We start from the raw sequence: 16,281 nt of genomic DNA, 5'->3' as shown, positions 1-16,281 counted from the left end.
TGCGTCAGCCCGCGATCCGCACGCGGGGGAGGTGTACCGATGACCGAGACGGTTCCGCCCGTCGCGCAGGCTTCGTCGCTGCGCCGACTCGTGCCCCGCATCTTCTCGCGCTCCACCCGGAGCGAGGGCGTCGAGCACCTCATCCGCACGGTGCGCACGAACCACCCCAAGAGCGATGTGGCCGTGATCGAGCGGGCCTTCGTCGTGGCCTCGAAGGCGCACGAGGGCCAGAAGCGCCAGAGCGGCGAGCCGTACATCACGCACCCCGTCGCCGTCGCCCAGATCCTCGCCGATCTGGGGCTCGGACCCAAGGCCATCGCTGCAGCCCTCCTGCACGACACCGTCGAAGACACCGCCTACGGGCTCGATCAGCTGTCGGCCGAGTTCGGTGACGAGGTCGCGATGCTCGTCGACGGCGTCACGAAACTCGACAAGGTCAAGTACGGCGATGCCGCCCAGGCCGAGACCGTCCGCAAGATGATCGTCGCGATGTCCAAAGACATCCGGGTGCTGGTCATCAAGCTCTCCGACAGACTGCACAATGCCCGCACGTGGGGATTCGTGCCGCCGGAGAAGGCCGCCAAGAAGGCGACCGAGACGCTGGAGATCTACGCACCGCTGGCTCATCGGCTCGGTATCCAGACCATCAAGTCCGAGCTCGAGGATCTCTCCTTCGCCGTGCTGCACCCCAAGCTGTACGCCGAGATCGAGAGTCTCGTCAAACAGCGCACCCCGCAGCGGGAGCAGTACGTCGACAACGTGATCGGCTCGGTCGAGGAGGATCTGCGCGAGCTCCGCATCCGCGGTCGTGTCATGGGCCGGCCCAAGCAGCTGTACTCGGTGTACCAGAAGATGGTGGTGCGCGGCCGCGAGTTCGACGACATCTACGATCTGATCGGCATCCGCGTCCTGGTGGGCACGGTGCGCGACTGCTACGCGGTGCTCGGGGCGATCCATGCCCGGTGGACGCCGCTGCCCGGACGGTTCAAGGACTACATCGCCACCCCGAAGTTCAACCTCTATCAGTCCCTGCACACGACGGTGATCGGCCCCGGCGGCCGCACGGTCGAGATCCAGATCCGCACGCACGAGATGCACCAGCAGGCGGAGTTCGGTGTCGCCGCGCACTGGAAGTACAAGGAGCGGATGTCGGGCGCCAAGACCGAGAGCAAGTCCCTCGACACCGACATGGCGTGGCTCGCCCACATCTCGGACTGGCAGGCGGAAACGGCCGACCCGGGGGAGTTCCTCGACTCGCTGCGCTACGAGATCGGCGCCAAAGAAGTCTACGTCTTCACCCCCAAGGGCCGCGTGATCGGACTGCCCGCGGGCGCGACACCGGTCGATTTCGCCTACGCCGTGCACACGGAGGTCGGGCACCGCACGATGGGCGCCAAGGTCAACGGCCGGCTGGTGCCCCTCGACTCGCCCGTGTCTTCGGGTGATGTCGTCGAGGTCTTCACGTCGAAGAACCCCGACGCGGGACCGAGCCAGGACTGGCTGGGTTTCGTCAAGAGCACGCGGGCGCGCAACAAGATCCGCGCGTGGTTCACGAAGGAGCGCCGCGAGGAGGCCGTCGAGCAGGGCAAGGAGGCGATCGCCCGCGCCATGCGCCGGCAGAACCTCCCGCTCCAGCGCCTGATGAGCCAGGATTCGTTCGCGGATGTCGCCCGTCAGCTGCGGTACGAAGACGTATCGGCGCTGTATGCGGCTGTCGGCGAAGGCCACGTCTCGACCCAGTCCGTCATCGAGAAGGTGACGGCACTCGTCGGTGCCAGCGGCGAGACATCCACAGGCCCGATCGATCTCCCGCACATCGGCCGCCAGCGCACGCCGCGCTCGAGCGACACCGGCGTGCTCGTGCGCGGGGCCCCCGACATCCTCGTCAAACTCGCCAAGTGCTGCACTCCGGTTCCGGGCGACGAGATCGTCGGCTTCGTGACCCGCGGCAGCGGAGTCTCGGTGCACCGCACCGACTGCCCGAACGTCGCGTCGCTGATGACCGATCCCGACCGCATCATCGAGGTGTCGTGGACGTCGACGCCCAAGGGCGTCTTCCTCGTGCAGATCCAGGTCGAGGCGCTCGACCGCTCGGGACTGCTGTCCGATGTCACGCGCGTTCTCAGCGAGCACCACGTCAACATCCTCTCCGCCTCGGTGTCGACGACCGATGACCGCCTGGCGCTGAGCAAGTTCGTCTTCGAGATGGGTGACATCGTCCATCTCGATCGTGTCCTCAACGCGGTGCGTCGCATCGACGCGGTGTACGACGTCTACCGTGTGACGTCCTCCTGAGCGGATGACGCGGCCCCGCCTGCGATCCGCGCGAGCAGCGCGTCACCCCGGCGGCATCCCGGCAGCCCGGGGTGGATGGCGAGGAAGTCCCGCCCCGCGGTCGCGGTGACCAGACCCGTCTCGATCAGCCCGCGTGCCGCGGCTGCCGCCCGTGACGGATCCGAGCCCTTGCCGGTCCGCCGCGCGATGTCGGTGAGGGTGCGCAGCGGCGTCGTCACGCGCACGTCGCCGAGGAGCGTGACGTCGTCCGCATCGATCGCCGTGTCGTGGAAGACGGCGCGACGGCTGACGAGGTTGCCGACCCGCCGGCCCGGAGCACGCACCAGCGAATGGCGCGCGGGAGGTTCGTGGAGAGCGCCGTAGACCCACGCCGCGCTCCAGATGCCCACAGCCAGTCTCTCGCTGCACAGAGGAGCGAGGGATGCCGCGCGCATGGCCGCGTTCTCGACCGCATCGGCGGGCATGTACCCCTCGCCGATCTCGACGAGGTCGCCATCCAGGCGTGCCGCCGACAGCTCGGCGGGCGAGAGTCGATCGTGCGCGAAGTACAGGAACGGCCAGACCATGGTCCCGATTGAAGCCCACTGCGGCGGACGCCGGATGACGGCATCCCGGATCTGTGGACAACCCGCGGGTCGGTCGAGTCAGCCGCTGACGACCTGCATCCAGGAGCGCCGCGTGGCCAACTCGGCCTCGAGCTTCGTCACCGCTTTGGTGTCGCCCTTCGCGCGGGCCGTCTCGATGTCGGCCTCGAGCGCGGCGATCGCATCGGCGAGCTGGCGTGCCATGTCGCCGGCGCGCGCCTTGGTCTCGGGGTTGTTGCGCTTCCAGTCGACATCCTCGCGTGCGCGCAGAGCCTGTTCGATCTTGCGCAGCGAGTCATCGAGCGCGCGATCCTTCTCACGCGGCGCGACGCGGCCGATCTCGTCCCAACGGCGCTGGATACCGGTGAGCTGCGATCGCGCGGCGGTGAGATTCCGTTCGTCGGCGACCGCCTCGGCCTCGACGAGCAGGGCGTGCTTGGCCTCGATCTTGGGCGCGGACTCGGCGAGCTCGGTCGCGTCGCGCTCGGCACGCGCGCCGTAGAGCGCGTCGCCGGCGGCCTTGAACCGATCCCAGAGCGCGTCGTCGACCTTCTTGCCCGCGCGTCCGACCGTCTTCCACTCATCGAGGAGCGCACGGTAGGCGGGGATGCCGTCCTCGCCCTTGGTGGAGAGTGCCTCGGCGCGTTCGACCAGCTTGGACTTGCGGTCGCGTGCGCCCTTGTGCGCCTCGTCGAGTTCGGCGAAGAACTCGCGACGATGTTTCTCGACACTCGCGCGCGCGTCGCGGAACCGCTTCCAGAGATCCTGCGCGTCGCGCTTGGGAAGGCGAGGCGCGCTCTGCTGGTGCGCCTGCCACTGGGCGAACAGGTCGTTCAGCTCCTGTGTCGCCTGCTTCCACTGCACCTGTCGCGGGTCGCGCGCGGCGAGCGCCTCGGCGCGCTCCACGAGCGCGGTGCGTTCGGCGACCGCCTCGGCCACCGCCTCCTTGGCGGCCGCGGCTTCGGTGGCGGATGCCTCGGCGAGGGTGGCTCCGAGCGCATCGATGCGTGCAACGAGGCCGGCGAGATCACCCACCGCGGACGCGCCCTCGACGTCGGAGCGCAGGTGGCGGGATGCCGAGGCCAGATCGGACGCGGAGGCGCCACCGCGGCGATGGCGCTGCTCGAGGAGGGTCACCTTGTCGGCGAGGTCGGCGTACTTGCGGGCGAAGTAGGCGAGAGCTTCGTCCGGCGAACCGTCGGGGAACTGCCCGACCTCGCGCCAGTCGTCGCCCTCGCGGACGAATACGGTGCCGTCGTCATCGACCCGGCCCCACGGCCGGTCTGATGCGTGAGCGGAGTCGGAGGACACGGTTCTCCTCGTGTGCGGTGCCGGGTGCGGAAACCACCCCAGCCTAGTACGTGGGGCGCACAGGACTCAGGGGGTCGTGCTGGGCGCGGGCGTCGCAGCCGGGGAAGCGGCCGGCGTCGGCAGGGGCGTCGACGTCGACGTCGCCGTCGGCGACGGGGTCGACGAGGGAGCAGGCGACGGTGCTCCCGGGCCGGCGGTGACGTATGCCACTTGGCCGCCGATGCTCGCGAGGATCACGACACCGCCGACGACGGCGGCGAGCACCGTGTCGCGTCGGCGTCGGGCGGCCTGTGACTCACGCAGCTCCTGTCGGGCACGGTAGAGGCGCGCGCGCTCGCGGGCCTCGCGGTCGCCGCGCGCTCTGTCACCCTTGCCGGTCGCCATTCGCGCATCCCTTCGTCCGCGCGCGGACGTCACCGCGTGCGGTGCCAGCATATTCGGCGTGCGGCGGCGGTTAGCCTGAGGGGGTGACCCCCTCCTCCGCGCTGTTCCAGGGCAGCACACCGCTCGCGGTGCGCATGCGGCCGACCTCGCTGGCCGAGGTCGCGGGTCAGGGTCACCTGCTGCGCCCCGGGTCACCGCTGGTCAAGCTGGCGGACCCGGACGGCGCGGCCGGTGCCGTGTCGGTGATCCTGTGGGGCCCGCCCGGCACGGGCAAGACGACACTCGCCCAGGCGATCGCGCGCTCATCCGGCCGACGGTTCGTCGAGCTCTCGGCCGTCACGGCGGGGGTGAAGGACGTGCGCGAGGTGATGCAGGAGGCGCTCACGCAGAGGGACCTCTACGGCACCTCGACCATCCTCTTCCTCGATGAGATCCACCGATTCACGAAGGCACAGCAGGACGCGCTGCTGCCGGGGGTCGAAAACGGCTGGGTCGTCCTGATCGCCGCGACGACGGAGAACCCCAGCTTCTCCGTCGTCTCGCCCCTGCTCTCCCGTTCGCTCCTGCTCACGCTGCAGCCGCTCGGAGACGACGACCTGGGTGCGCTGCTGGACCGGGCCGTGTCCGACCCGCGCGGCCTGCACGATGCCGTGCGCCTGGATCCCGCCGCGCGGGCCGCGCTCGTGCGCCTGTCCTCCGGCGACGCGCGCCGGGCGCTCACGGCGCTCGAGGCGGCGGCGGCATCGGTGCTCGGCGCGGAGGACGTCGAGGGAGAATCCGGACCGGCGCGCGGGGCCGTGCCGGATGACGCGGACGAGACGGGCAGGGCTGCCATCGATGACGAGACGGATGCCGAACCGGCCGTCGTCGACGCCGACGATGTGGCACGGGCGGTCGACCGCGCGCTCCTGCGGTACGACCGGCAGGGCGATGAGCACTACGACGTCATCAGCGCCTTCATCAAATCGATCCGCGGGTCCGATGTCGACGCGGCCATCCACTACCTCGCGCGCATGATCGAGGCGGGGGAGGACCCCCGCTTCATCGCCCGTCGTCTGATCATCTCGGCGTCTGAGGACATCGGACTCGCCGACCCCCACGCGCTCACGATCGCGGTGGCCGCCGCCGATGCCGTTCAGCTGATCGGCATGCCCGAGGGTCGTATCCCGCTCGCCGAGGCGACGGCCTATCTGGCCACGGCCGCGAAGTCCAATGCCGCCTACACGGCGATCGGCAAGGCGATCGCCGATGTGAAGAACGGCCGGATCGGGCGTGTGCCCCTGCATCTTCGCGACGCGCACTATGCCGGCGCGAAGCGCCTGGGTCACGGCAAGGGCTACCTGTACCCCCACGACAGCGACATCGGCGTCGTTCGTCAGCAGTACCTGCCCGACGAACTGCGCGGCACGCGGTACTACGAGCCGACGACGCACGGCACCGAGCGCGACATCCACGCGCGCCTCGAGAAGCTGCGCAGAATACTCGGTCTGCTAGACTAGATCGGCTCGAATCCGCATTTCGAGCATCCCCCTCTCCGACACCACACTTCCGGTGCGCCCCGACGTGCGCCCGGCAGCAGGAGGCGGGAGATACGTCCGTGAGCCCGCGACCGACGCGGCCACGTCACCGAAAGGCAATTGTGTCCACCAAATCCCGGACCCGAAGCAAGACGCGCCTCTCGCGCGCCCTCGGCGTCGCCCTCACCCCGAAGGCGGCCCGCTACCTCGAGAAGCGCCCCTACGCTCCCGGCGAGCACGGTCGCAGCAAGCGCAAGCAGGACAGCGACTACGCCGTCCGCCTTCGTGAGAAGCAGCGCCTGCGCGCCCAGTACGGCATCCGCGAGAAGCAGCTGCGCATCGCGTTCAACGAGGCCCGCCGCACCGACGGCCTGACCGGTGAGAACCTGGTCGAGCTGCTCGAGATGCGTCTGGATTCCCTCGTGCTGCGCGCGGGCTTCGCCCGCACCACGGCGCAGGCTCGCCAGATGGTCGTGCACCGTCACATCCTCGTCGACGGCCAGCTCGTCGACCGTCCCTCCTTCCGCGTGAAGCCGGGTCAGCTCATCCACGTCAAGGCCAAGAGCGAGGGCACGGAGCCCTTCCAGGTCGCCGCCGCCGGCGGTCACGCCGACGTGCTGCCCCCCGTTCCCGGCTACATCGAGGTCGAGCTCGACAAGCTGCAGGCGCGCCTCGTGCGTCGCCCCAAGCGCGCCGAGGTGCCCGTCACCTGTGACGTGCAGCTCGTCGTCGAGTACTACGCCGCACGCTGACAGACGGCGCGAGACGACAGTCGAAGGGCGCCGGATCCGCAGAGGATCCGGCGCCCTTCGCCGTCCGCGGCTACGATGGTTGCGGGTCGCGCGCGCGGCCGCGTTCTGCGAGGAAGTGGTGACATGAAGAACCTGACGTGGTTCATGCTCGGCGTGATCGGGGGGTTCGTCGCCGCGCACCTCGTCAACAAGAACCCGGCGGGCCACGAGGCCCTCGCCGAGGTCGATGCGCGCATCGGCGAGTTCACCGACCGCATCGCGGACGCGTACCACGCGCAGGAGGCGCAGTTCGCGTCGTTCCTCGACGACGCCAAGAGCGTCGCCGGCCGCGCGGCGGAGGCGGCGACGGATGCCGCCCGCCCCGCCAGCTCCGACTGACCTTTCCCCTCCCGGCGCCCCGCGAAGCGGTGGCTGCTCCCGCATGCAAGGAACGACGCCGCCATGAAGACCGCTGATATCGCGAAGCGCTACCTGAACTACTTCGAGAAGAACGATCACGTCATCGTCCCCTCGGCGTCGCTCGTCACCGACGATCCCTCGCTGCTGTTCACGGTCGCCGGCATGGTGCCCTTCATCCCGTACCTCACCGGAGTCGTGCCCGCTCCGTACAAGCGCGCCGCCGACGTGCAGAAGTGCATTCGAACCAACGACATCGAAGAGGTCGGTCACACGGCTCGGCACGGCACCTTCTTCCAGATGCTCGGCAACTGGTCGTTCGGCGACTACTTCAAAGAAGGCGCGATCGGCTACGCCTGGGAGCTGCTGACCGCCTCCGAGGCCGACGGCGGTCTGGGCTTCGCGGAGCGGGATCTGTGGGTCACGGTCTACGAAGACGACGACGAAGCCGCCGCGCTGTGGCAGAAGGTGGCGGGGGTTCCCGCCGAGCGCATCCAGCGGCTGGGCAAGGACGACAACTACTGGTCGACGGGCCAGCCCGGCCCCGCCGGCCCCTGCTCCGAGATCTATTTCGACCGTGGCCCGGCGTACGGGCGTGACGGCGGCCCGGCAGTCGACGACAACCGCTTCACCGAGATCTGGAACCTCGTGTTCATGCAAGATCTCATCACGAACGTGCGCAGCAAGGTCGACTTCGACATCGTCGGCGAGCTGCCGATGAAGAACATCGACACCGGCATGGGACTCGAGCGCGTCGCCTTCATCAAGCAGGGCGTCGAGAACATGTACGAGATCGACCAGGTCCGCCCTGTTCTCGACCGCGCCGTCGAGCTCTCGGGAAAGAAGTACGGGGCCGAGCACGAGGACGACGTGCGCTTCCGCGTCATCGCCGACCACGTCCGGTCCTCTCTGATGCTGCTCTCCGACGGGGTGACGCCCTCGAACGAGGGTCGCGGCTACATCCTGCGGCGCCTCATGCGACGCTCCGTGCGCGCGATGCGTCTGCTCGGCGTCGACGGCCCCACCTTCCCCGAGCTCTTCACCGCCTCCCGCGACGCGATGGGTTCCGCCTATCCCGAGCTCGAGAGCGACTACGCACGGCTCTCGGCGTACGCCTACGCGGAGGAGGAGACGTTCCTGCGCACCCTCGCCGCGGGCTCCACGATCCTCGACCTCGCGGTGACGCAGACGAAGGATGCCGGGGGCACATCGCTCGCGGGCTCCGAGGCGTTCCTGCTGCACGACACGTACGGCTTTCCCATCGACCTCACACTGGAGGTCGCGGAGGAGGCCGGCATCACCGTCGACCGCGCGGCCTTCGACGCGCTCATGCAGGAGCAGCGCACGCGCGCCAAGACCGATGCCAAGAGCCGCAAGCGGGCGCTCGCCGATCACAGCGTGTATCGCGAGTTCCGCGCCCAGGGCGAGACCGTCTTCACCGGCTACACGGATCTCGAGACCTCGTCGCGTGTGCTCGGCGTGCTCGTGGACGGGATCTCCGTCGACCGGGCGAGCGTGGGTCAGGTCGCCGAGGTGATCCTGGGCGAGACCGCTCTGTACGCCGAATCGGGCGGTCAGGTGGCCGACAAGGGCGTCATCGTCGGTCCCGGATTCGAGCTCGACGTCCTCGATGTGCAGAAGCCGGTGCCGGGCCTGGTCAGTCACACGGTCGAGGTGACGGCGGGCGAGGTGTCGGTGGGTGCCGCCGCCACGACCGTCGTCGACGCCGCGAACAGGCGCGCCGCGCGCCAGGCGCACTCGGCCACCCACCTCGTGCACGCGGCGCTGCGCGACACGCTCGGCAAGAGCGCGACACAGGCGGGATCGCTCAACCGGGCAGGCTACCTGCGCTTCGACTTCACGTGGGGTCAGGCCCTGTCGGGCGAGACGAGATCCGAGATCGAAGAGATCGCGAACAACGCGATCCGCGACAACCTGCCCGTCGAGACGCGCGTGCTCTCTCTCGACGAGGCCAAGCAGGCCGGGGCGATGGCACTCTTCGGTGAGAAGTACGGCGACGTCGTCCGCATGGTCGACATCGGCGGACCCTGGTCGCGGGAGCTCTGCGCGGGCACGCACGTGTCCTCCAGCGCAGAGGTCGGACTCATCTCCCTCGTGGGCGAGTCCTCGGTCGGCGCCTCCAACCGGCGTATCGAATCCCTCGTGGGTCTGTCGGCGTTCCGCGAGCTCGCCGCGGAGCGTGCCATCGTCTCCCAGCTGACCACGACGCTGAAGACCCCGCGCGATCAGCTGCCGGAGCGCATCGCGGAGCTGACGGCGAGCCTCAAGGCCGCCGAGAAGAAGCTCGCGGCCCTCGAGGCGCGCGCCCTGCAGGATCGTGTTCCCGCCCTCGCCGCCACGGCCGAGCGCGTCTCCGGCATCGCCGTGGTGACGGGTGCGGCGGGCGCCGTCGCATCCCAGGACGACCTCCGCCAGCTGGTGCTCGGGGTGCGCGACCGGCTCGGCTCCGAGCCGGCGATCGTCGCTCTCGGCGGCGAGGTGTCGGGGCGCCCGGTGGTCATCGTCGCCACGAACGACGCAGCCCGCACGCGCGGCGCCAAAGCGGGCGCGCTCGCGAAGATCGCGGCCTCCGCCCTCGGCGGAGGCGGTGGCGGCCGTGACGACATCGCTCAGGGCGGGGGTGCGGATGCTGCGGCCCTGCCCGCAGCCCTTGCCGATGTCCGCGCCCACATCGAGGCGACCGCGGCGTGACGGGTTTCCGCGCGGGCGTGCGGCTCGGCGTCGACGTGGGCAAGGCCCGCATCGGCGTGGCACGGTGCGATCGCGACGGTCTGCTCGCCGTTCCCGTCGAGACGGTGCCGCGCGAGGGCCCGGATCCCCTGGCGCGGATCACGGCCATCGCGCGCGAGTACGACGCGGTCGAGATCGTCGTGGGGCTCCCCGTGAGTCTGTCCGGCGGCGAGACGGCGTCGACGGCCGACGCCCGGGGGTTCGCGGAGCGTCTGGCGACGGCATCCACCCTGCCCACGCGGCTCGTCGACGAGCGTCTCAGCACGGTGAGCGCACACGATGCCCTGCGCCGATCGGGCCGCAGCCAGCGTGGGTCACGTAGCATTGTCGACCAGGTCGCCGCGGTCGTGCTGCTCCAGCACGCCCTCGATGTCGAGAAGCGGACGGGACGCCCTGCGGGCGAGCCCGTCCTTGCCCAGGAGTCCACCTGATGCCCGATGACAAGCCCCCTGCCGATGACGACTTCGCCGCGCTCTTCGGCCGGCTGCCCGATCCCCGCGGGCGCACGGTGACCGACGCCGCCGAGGCGGAGGGTTCGGGCGCCTTGGGCTCCGAGGCGCCGCCGCCCGTGCCCGCCGAATCCGCGCGGGATGCGGCGGCCCGGGCGTCGCGCCAGCAGCAGGGCGGCGCGGCCGACAGCGCGCACGGCACCGGCGCCCCCCTGTCGCGGCGGGAGATGCGCGCTCTGGCGTCGGCCCAGGCCGCGCAGGAGCAGCCGGATTCCGCCGCGGAGGGTGGTCGGCAGCAGTCCGCTGCGGAGGCCGCTCCGCGGCAGGGGCCCTCGAGTGAATCACAGACGGCTCCGGTCGCGGCGCCGCGAGCTGCCGACGCGCCACCGGCGGGGGCTGCCACGCCGCCGCTGACCCGTCCGCGTCCGCCCGAGGAGTCGGGGCCCCCTCGTTCCGGACAGGCACCGGCTGCCGCGTCGATGACCCTCGATGACCTCTTCGCCGAGGAGAAGGCGATTGTCCACGCCAAGGCGGAGCGCCGCCGCAATCGCCGCATCGGCGGATGGATCGCGCTCGGAGTCGTCGTGCTGATCATCGGAGGCATCGCCGGCGCCGGCGCATGGGCCTGGAACACGTATGAGGACCAGATCCGCGCCGTGCTCGGCTGGCAGGAGCCGATCGACTACGAGCCGGGCATGGCCACCGGCGAGGTGCTCGTCACCGTCGTCGACGGCGACACCGGATCGACGATCTCCGACACGCTGTACGCTGCGGGAGTCACGATGACGCCCGAGGCGTTCTACGCCCACATCCTGACCCTCGACGCGGTTCCGACGTTCTACCCCGGCGTCTTCCGGCTGCAGGAGCAGATGACCTCCGCCGCCGCTCTCGAGGCGCTGCAGAACCCGGACAACCGCATGGAGAACTCCGCGCAGCTGCGCGAGGGCTTGACCGTCGACCAGTCGCTGCCGCTGCTGGCGGATGGCATCGGCCTGCCGCTCGAGGATCTCCAGGCCGCCGTCGCCGATCCGGCTGCATACGGTGTTCCGGCCGACAGCATGGAGGGGTGGCTCTTTCCCGCGACCTACACCTTCAATCCCGGAGTCAGCGCGAGCGAGGTCATCCAGACGCTGGTCGATCGAACGATCCAGTCCCTCGACTCGGCAGGGGTTCCCGTCGAGGAGCGCCAGCGCATCCTCACCATCGCGTCGATCATCGAGAGGGAGGCGCGATTCGAGCAGGACTTCTATCGCGTGTCCCGAGTCATCTACAACCGCCTCTCACCGGACAACGACGAGACCAACGGCCTGCTGCAGATGGACTCGACCGCGCAGTACGGCTACGGCGAGATGCACGATGGCACCGTCTCCTCCAGCGCCGAGGCGCTCGAGGACGACAACCCGTGGAACACGTACGTCAACACAGGCCTTCCGATCGGTCCCATCGCCAACCCCGGCGACACCGCCATCGACGCTGCGATGAACCCCGAGGACGGTCCCTGGCTCTACTTCGTGACGGTCAATCTCGACACCGGAGAGACGATCTTCACAGAGACGAACGCGCAGCATCAGCAGGCCGTCACCCAGTGGCAGCAGTGGTGCCGTGAGAATCCCGAGTCGGGATGCTGAGGTGACATCGGGTTCTTCCCCCATCCATCTGGCGGTGTGGGGGAGCCCCATCGCGCACAGCCGCTCGCCGCAGCTGCACGCGGCCGCGTACGCGGTGCTGGGCCTGGATTGGGAGTACGACCGGCGTGACGTCGACGCCGGCGCGTTCGACGGGGCGCTGGCGGGACTCGATCGCCGCTGGCGCGGGCTGTCTCTCACGATGCCCCTCAAGGAGAAGGCGTTCCGCGCGGCCGTGCACCGCGATCGGCGCGCCGAGCTCACCGGAGCGGTGAACACGCTTCGACTCGACGCCGATGGCCCCCGAGGCGTCAACACCGACGTCGGAGGTCTCGTGCGCGCGCTGCGCGAGAGCGGTATCGACCACGTCGACACCGGGCGGATCGTCGGTGCCGGCGCGACGGCATCCTCGGCGCTCGTCGCGCTCGGCGAACTGGGTGCGGGTTCCGTGGTCGTGCTCGCGCGACGTCCCGAAGCGGTCGCACCGATACGCGCGCTCGGGGCGCGGATGGGCGTCGACGTCCGGGCGCACGCGCTCGGGTCCGCGAGCCTCGCGCCCGCGGACGTCACGATCGGTACGCTGCCCGGAGGAGTCCGCCTCGACGATGACATCGCCGACGCTGCGCTGGATGAGTCCGGGCCGCTGCTCGACGTCGCCTACAGTCCCTGGCCTTCGCACCTGGCCGAGCGGCAGGGGGCGCGCGGCGGGGCGGCGATGTCGGGCCTGTCGATGCTGCTGCATCAGGCGGTGCTGCAGGTGCGATTCTTCGTCAACGACGACGTCGAGATCCCGCTCGCCGCCGAGGAGGCCGTCATCGCCGCGATGCGCCGCGCGCTCATGGGAGACTAGGGGAATGCTCCGCGTGCTCACGGCCGGTGAATCCCACGGCCCCGAACTCGTCGCCGTCATGGAGGGCCTGCCCGCAGGCGTCCCCGTCTCGCTCGACGCCATCCGCGCCGACCTCGCCCGCCGCAAGCTCGGCTACGGACGCGGCTCGCGCATGAAGTTCGAGGAGGACGAGCTGACCCTCTCGGGCGGCGTGCGTCACGGGTTGTCCCTCGGCAGCCCCATCGCCCTGCGCATCGGCAACACCGAGTGGCCCAAGTGGGTCGAGGTGATGAGCCCCGAACCCGTCGAGCTCACCGAGCGCTCGCGCGGCCGCGGAGCGGCACTGACCCGCCCGCGTCCGGGGCACGCCGACCTCGTCGGCATGCAGAAGTACGGCTTCGACGAGGCGCGGCCCATCCTCGAGCGCGCGAGCGCGCGCGAGACAGCGGCCCGCGTGGCCCTCGGCGCCCTGGCGCGCGGGTTCCTGGTCGAGCTCGGCATCCGCCTGGTCAGCCACACCCTCTCGATCGGACCAGTCCGGGTGCCCGAGGGGGCAGTGCTCCCCACGGCGGACGACGTCGACGTGCTCGACGCCGACCCGCTGCGCTGTTTCGACGCCGACACCTCGGAGCGGATGGTGGCCGAGGTCGACGCCGCGCGCAAGGACGGCGACACGCTCGGCGGGATCGTCGAGGTGCTCGCGTACGGCCTGCCGCCCGGGCTCGGCTCGCACGTGCACTGGGACAGACGACTGGACGGCAAGCTCGCGCAGGCGCTGATGAGCATCCAGGCGATCAAGGGCGTCGAGGTCGGCGACGGCTTCGAGACCTCGCGGCGCCGCGGCTCGGCCGCGCACGACGAGCTCTTCGTCACCGGCGAGGGCATCACCCGCGCAACCGATCGCGCGGGCGGCACCGAGGGCGGCATGTCGACGGGCACCGTGCTGCGCGTGCGCGCGGGCATGAAGCCCATCGCGACCGTGCCGCACGCGCTGCGCACGGTTGATGTCGCCACCGGCGACACGGCGGCCGCGCATCACCAGCGATCCGACGTGTGCGCCGTCCCGGCGGCCGGCGTGGTCGCCGAGGCCATGGTCGCGATCGTTTTGGCCGGGTCGGTGCTGGAGAAGTTCGGCGGCGACAGCGTGCGCGAGACGCGCCGCAACCTCGAGGCCTACCTCGCCGAGATCCCCGCGGCTCTGCGCACGACTCCCGCCTCGGAGGCGGCGCTCGTCGAGCATGACCTCCTCGGCTGAGCCGCCCGCCGTCGTCTTCGTGGGGCCGATGGGCGCCGGCAAGACGAGCATCGGGCGACGCGTCGCGCGCGGTCTGGGGGTGGGCTTCACCGACACCGATCGGGTCATCGTGCAGGCGCACGGCCCGATCCCCGACATCTTCGCCGCGCACGGCGAGGCGCGGTTCCGCGAGTGGGAGCGGGAGGCCGTGACGCAATCGCTGCAGCGCGGCGGAGTGATCTCGCTGGGCGGGGGAGCGGTGCTGGACGCGGGCACGCGGGCGGCACTGGCAGGCCACCGCGTCGTCTTCCTCACCGTGACGCCACGGGCGGTGTCCGCGCGCATCCGCGACGGAAACCGGCCCCTCGTCGAGGGCGACGATCCCCTCGCGCGATGGCAGCAGATCTTCGACGAACGGCGACCCCTGTACGAGGAGGTCGCCGACCGGACGTTCGACACGTCGTTCGGACCGATCACGGGGGTCGCGGACGCGATCCTCGACTGGCTGAGGGGCGAGAAGTGAGCGAGACGACGACGATCGCGGTGCAGGGCGACTCCGGATACGAGATCAGTGTGGGGCGCGGCATCCTCACCCGCGTCGCCGACGCCCTGGAACCGAGCGTCCGCAAGGTGCTCGTGGTGCATCCGCCCACCCTCGGAAAGCGGGCCGCCGCGCTGCGGGAGCAGCTCATGGACGACGGGTCGCGCGAGGTGCTGCTCGCCGAGATCCCGGATGCCGAGGCGGGCAAGCGCATCGAGGTCGCGGCGTTCTGCTGGCAGGTCATGGGACAGGCGGACTTCACCCGCACCGATGCCGTCGTCGGCTTCGGCGGGGGAGCGGTCACCGATGTCGCGGGGTTCGTCGCGGCGACGTGGCTGCGCGGCGTGCAGGTCGTGCAGGTGCCCACCACGGTGCTCGGCATGGTCGATGCGGCGGTGGGCGGCAAGACCGGCGTGAACACCGCCGAGGGCAAGAACCTCGTCGGCGCATTCTGGCCGCCCCGCGCGGTCGTCTGCGACCTCGACACGCTCGACACCCTGCCGCAGAACGAGGCCGTGGCGGGCTTCGCCGAGGTGGTCAAGGCCGGGTTCATCTGGTATCCCGAGATCCTCGACCTGATCGAGGCGGATCCGGCCGCGGCGACCGACCCGTCCAGCCCGGCGTTCCGACGCTGCATCGAGCTGGCGATCGAGATGAAGGCCCGAGTGGTCGGCGAGGATTTCCGCGAGGCGGGCCTGCGCGAGGTGCTCAACTACGGACACACCCTGGGTCACGCGATCGAGCACGCCGAGCGCTACCGCTGGCGACATGGCGCGGCGATATCGGTGGGCATGGTGTTCGCCGCCGAGCTCTCCCGGCTGGCCGGGCGTCTTCCCGACGCCGCCGCCGCCCGGCACCGCAGCATCCTTGAGACGCTCGGCCTGCCCGTGACCTACCGCGCGGGGGCATGGCCCCAGCTGCTGGCGACGATGCAGCGCGACAAGAAGAGCAGAGGCGGGATGCTGCGCTTCATCGTTCTCGACGATCTCGCACGACCGACCGTGCTGCAGGCCCCCGACGAATCGCTGCTCTTCGCGGCCTACCAGGAGGTGGGGGCATGAGTGCCGAACGCCGTCTCCTGCTCGTCAACGGCCCGAACCTCAACCTCCTCGGCACGAGGGAGCCCGGCATCTACGGCTCGTCCACCCTCGCCGACGTCGAGGAGATCGCCACGCGCGCGGCCGCGGACCTCGGTTTCTCCGTGCGCGCCGTGCAGAGCAATCACGAGGGCGTGCTGATCGATGCGATCCACGCCGCGCGGGAGGACTGCGCCGGCATCGTCATCAATCCGGGCGGTCTCACGCACACCTCGGTCGTGCTCCGCGACGCGCTCTCGGGTGTGGCGCTGCCCGTCGCCGAGGTGCACATCTCGGACGTCCGCGCGCGCGAGTCGTTCCGCCATTTCTCGTACGTCTCGGACGTGGCCGCCGTCCATGTCATCGGCGAGGGCGCACAGGGATACGCGCGGGCGGTGGAGCGGCTCGTCGCGATCATCACGGGCACCGCCGAGGGCTGACCTGCAGCGCCCGGCGGGGCATCCCGTAGAATCGAACGTCGGGCCCGGTCGGGCCGCATCCTCCCGGGTCTTGCACCCGTCATCCCGAAGGACCTTT

At 70.5% G+C, this 16,281-nt stretch carries 15 protein-coding genes; 12 read left to right on the top strand and 3 right to left on the bottom strand.

All coding sequences use genetic code 11. The features are described from left to right. Positions 1–39 precede the first annotated feature (39 nt). Positions 40–2,295 (top strand): bifunctional (p)ppGpp synthetase/guanosine-3',5'-bis(diphosphate) 3'-pyrophosphohydrolase, encoded by a 2,256-nt coding sequence (locus tag AB2L57_RS11865; protein WP_292813649.1) that lies wholly within the window; start codon positions 40–42, stop codon positions 2,293–2,295. Here AB2L57_RS11865 and AB2L57_RS11860 read toward each other — a convergent pair. The 3 genes from AB2L57_RS11860 to AB2L57_RS11850 form a co-directional block, all read right to left on the bottom strand. Continuing rightward, entirely contained in the window at positions 2,274–2,861 is a 588-nt protein-coding gene (locus AB2L57_RS11860) for a type IV toxin-antitoxin system AbiEi family antitoxin (protein ID WP_292813652.1), read from the bottom strand. The two genes, AB2L57_RS11865 and AB2L57_RS11860, sit on opposite strands and share 22 nt — an antisense overlap. Positions 2,862–2,939: 78 nt before the next feature. Then, positions 2,940–4,190, bottom strand: a complete 1,251-nt coding sequence (locus tag AB2L57_RS11855; RefSeq protein ID WP_409047180.1) for a DUF349 domain-containing protein — start codon at positions 4,188–4,190, stop codon at positions 2,940–2,942. Between the two features lie 66 nt (positions 4,191–4,256). Then, entirely contained in the window at positions 4,257–4,574 is a 318-nt protein-coding gene (locus AB2L57_RS11850) for a dioxygenase (protein ID WP_292813657.1), read from the bottom strand. An 83-nt stretch (positions 4,575–4,657) separates the two neighbouring features. Between AB2L57_RS11850 and AB2L57_RS11845 the strand changes: the two genes are divergently transcribed. The 11 genes from AB2L57_RS11845 to aroQ all read left to right on the top strand — a co-directional run bounded on the left by AB2L57_RS11845 (position 4,658) and on the right by aroQ (position 16,184). Further along, entirely contained in the window at positions 4,658–6,073 is a 1,416-nt protein-coding gene (locus AB2L57_RS11845; protein ID WP_409047179.1) for a replication-associated recombination protein A, read from the top strand. Between the two features lie 140 nt (positions 6,074–6,213). After that, entirely contained in the window at positions 6,214–6,843 is a 630-nt protein-coding gene (gene rpsD, locus AB2L57_RS11840) for a 30S ribosomal protein S4 (RefSeq protein ID WP_409047178.1), read from the top strand. A 123-nt stretch (positions 6,844–6,966) separates the two neighbouring features. Then, positions 6,967–7,221: an ATPase gene (locus tag AB2L57_RS11835; protein ID WP_292811836.1), complete on the top strand. Its 255-nt coding sequence runs from the start codon at positions 6,967–6,969 to the stop codon at positions 7,219–7,221. A 63-nt stretch (positions 7,222–7,284) separates the two neighbouring features. Beyond that, positions 7,285–9,951, top strand: coding sequence for an alanine--tRNA ligase (gene alaS, locus AB2L57_RS11830; RefSeq protein ID WP_409047177.1), 2,667 nt, complete (start codon positions 7,285–7,287; stop codon positions 9,949–9,951). Further along, positions 9,948–10,421, top strand: coding sequence for a Holliday junction resolvase RuvX (gene ruvX / locus AB2L57_RS11825; protein ID WP_292811830.1), 474 nt, complete (start codon positions 9,948–9,950; stop codon positions 10,419–10,421). The genes alaS and ruvX overlap by 4 nt, the downstream gene beginning before the upstream one ends. Then, positions 10,421–12,067: an endolytic transglycosylase MltG gene (mltG, locus tag AB2L57_RS11820; RefSeq protein ID WP_409047176.1), complete on the top strand. Its 1,647-nt coding sequence runs from the start codon at positions 10,421–10,423 to the stop codon at positions 12,065–12,067. The genes ruvX and mltG overlap by 1 nt, the downstream gene beginning before the upstream one ends. Position 12,068: 1 nt before the next feature. Continuing rightward, a complete protein-coding gene (locus AB2L57_RS11815) occupies positions 12,069–12,914 on the top strand; it encodes a shikimate dehydrogenase (protein ID WP_292811826.1) in 846 nt (281 codons plus the stop codon). Positions 12,915–12,918: 4 nt separating this feature from the next. Continuing rightward, complete coding sequence (gene aroC / locus AB2L57_RS11810) at positions 12,919–14,148, top strand: chorismate synthase (RefSeq protein ID WP_409047175.1); 1,230 nt, start codon at positions 12,919–12,921, stop codon at positions 14,146–14,148. Next, the gene (locus AB2L57_RS11805; RefSeq protein WP_409047174.1) at positions 14,132–14,650 is read left to right on the top strand and encodes a shikimate kinase; all 519 of its coding nucleotides are present in this window, start codon (positions 14,132–14,134) and stop codon (positions 14,648–14,650) included. Before aroC ends, AB2L57_RS11805 begins: the two co-directional genes overlap by 17 nt. Continuing rightward, entirely contained in the window at positions 14,647–15,729 is a 1,083-nt protein-coding gene (gene aroB / locus AB2L57_RS11800; RefSeq protein WP_292811818.1) for a 3-dehydroquinate synthase, read from the top strand. The genes AB2L57_RS11805 and aroB overlap by 4 nt, the downstream gene beginning before the upstream one ends. After that, positions 15,726–16,184: a type II 3-dehydroquinate dehydratase gene (aroQ, locus tag AB2L57_RS11795; protein WP_292811816.1), complete on the top strand. Its 459-nt coding sequence runs from the start codon at positions 15,726–15,728 to the stop codon at positions 16,182–16,184. The genes aroB and aroQ overlap by 4 nt, the downstream gene beginning before the upstream one ends. The last annotated feature ends 97 nt before the right edge of the window (positions 16,185–16,281 follow it).

The organism is Microbacterium sp. HA-8 (genome assembly GCF_046111165.1).
GTDB lineage: Bacteria > Actinomycetota > Actinomycetes > Actinomycetales > Microbacteriaceae > Microbacterium.
The sequence above is the reverse complement of the archived record's forward strand: the minus strand, read 5'-3'. Positions and strand labels throughout refer to the sequence as shown.